General features: G+C 67.8%; 1 protein-coding gene. It reads right to left on the bottom strand.

From position 1 onward, the window contains the following. The coding region (locus tag BM109_RS40575) for a TRAP transporter large permease (RefSeq protein WP_093356172.1) at positions 1-1,285 on the bottom strand (1,285 nt) is incomplete at its 3' end. Positions 1,286-1,291 lie beyond the last annotated feature (6 nt).

Here is a 1,291-nt window from a genome sequence, read left to right as displayed (position 1 = left end):
GCGGCAGCCAGGTCACGAGCTGCGGCACGAAGTAGATGAGCAGCACCGCGGCCACCATCAGGAAGAACATCGGCAGCGTCACGCGCGCGATGTACAGCAGGTCCCTGCCGGTCATGCCCTGCAGCACGAACAGGTTGAAGCCCACCGGCGGCGTGATCTGCGCCATCTCGACCACCAGCACGATGAAGATGCCGAACCAGATCGGATCGATGCCCGCCGCGGTCACGGTCGGCATGATCACGCCCATGGTCAGCACCACCATCGAGATGCCGTCGAGGAAGCAGCCCAGCACGATGTAGAACAGCGCGAGCATCACCACGAGCTGGAACTTCGACAGGCCCAGCGAGCCGATCCATTCGGCCAGGTGGCGCGGCAGGCCGATGTAGCCCATGGCCAGCGTGAGGAAGGCCGCGCCCGCGAGGATCAGCGCCATCATGCAATACAGGCGCGTGGCGCCCAGCAGCGCTTCCTTGAAGCTGTGCCAATTCAGCGAACCCTGCGCGGCGGAGATCACGATCGCGCCGACCACGCCGACGGCCGCGGCCTCGGTGGCCGTGGCGATGCCGGCGTAGATCGAGCCCAGCACGCTGAGGATCAGCAGCGCCACCGGAATCAGCGACATCGAGGCCTTGAGCTTCTCGGCGAAGGGCAGCTTCGCGTCCGCGGGCGGCACGCGCTCGGGATGGCGCAGGGCCCAGAACGCGATGTAGCCCGAGAACAGCAGCGCCAGCAGGATGCCCGGCACGATGCCCGCGATGAACAGCCGCGCGATCGACACGTCGGCGCTGACGCCGTAGACGATCATGATGATCGACGGCGGGATCAGCAGCCCCAGCGTGCCCGCGCCGGCCAGCGTGCCGATGACCATGTCGTCGGGATAGCCGCGGCGCTTGAGCTCGGGCAGGCTCATCTTGCCGATGGTGGCGCAGGTCGCCGCGCTCGAGCCCGAGACGGCCGCGAAGATCGCGCAGCCCACCACGTTGGTGTGCAACAGCCGGCCCGGCAGCGCCTGCATCCAAGGCGCGAGGCCCTTGAACATGTCCTGCGACAGCCGTGTGCGGAACAGGATCTCCCCCATCCACACGAACAGCGGCAGCGCGGTGAGCGTCCAGCTCGAGGCCGAGCCCCAGATGGTGACGGCCATCGCGTCGCCCGCGGGGCGCGAGGAGAAGACCTGCATCGCGATCCACGCGACGCCCGAGAGCGTGAGGCCGATCCACACGCCGCTGCCCAGGATCAGGAACAGCGAGAGGATCAGCAAGCCGGCGATGGCGATGTCACTCATGGCGCA

The sequence above is a fragment of the Variovorax sp. PDC80 genome, assembly GCF_900115375.1.
Classification (GTDB): Bacteria; Pseudomonadota; Gammaproteobacteria; order Burkholderiales; family Burkholderiaceae_C; genus Variovorax.
This window is presented reverse-complemented; position numbering and strand designations above follow the sequence as displayed.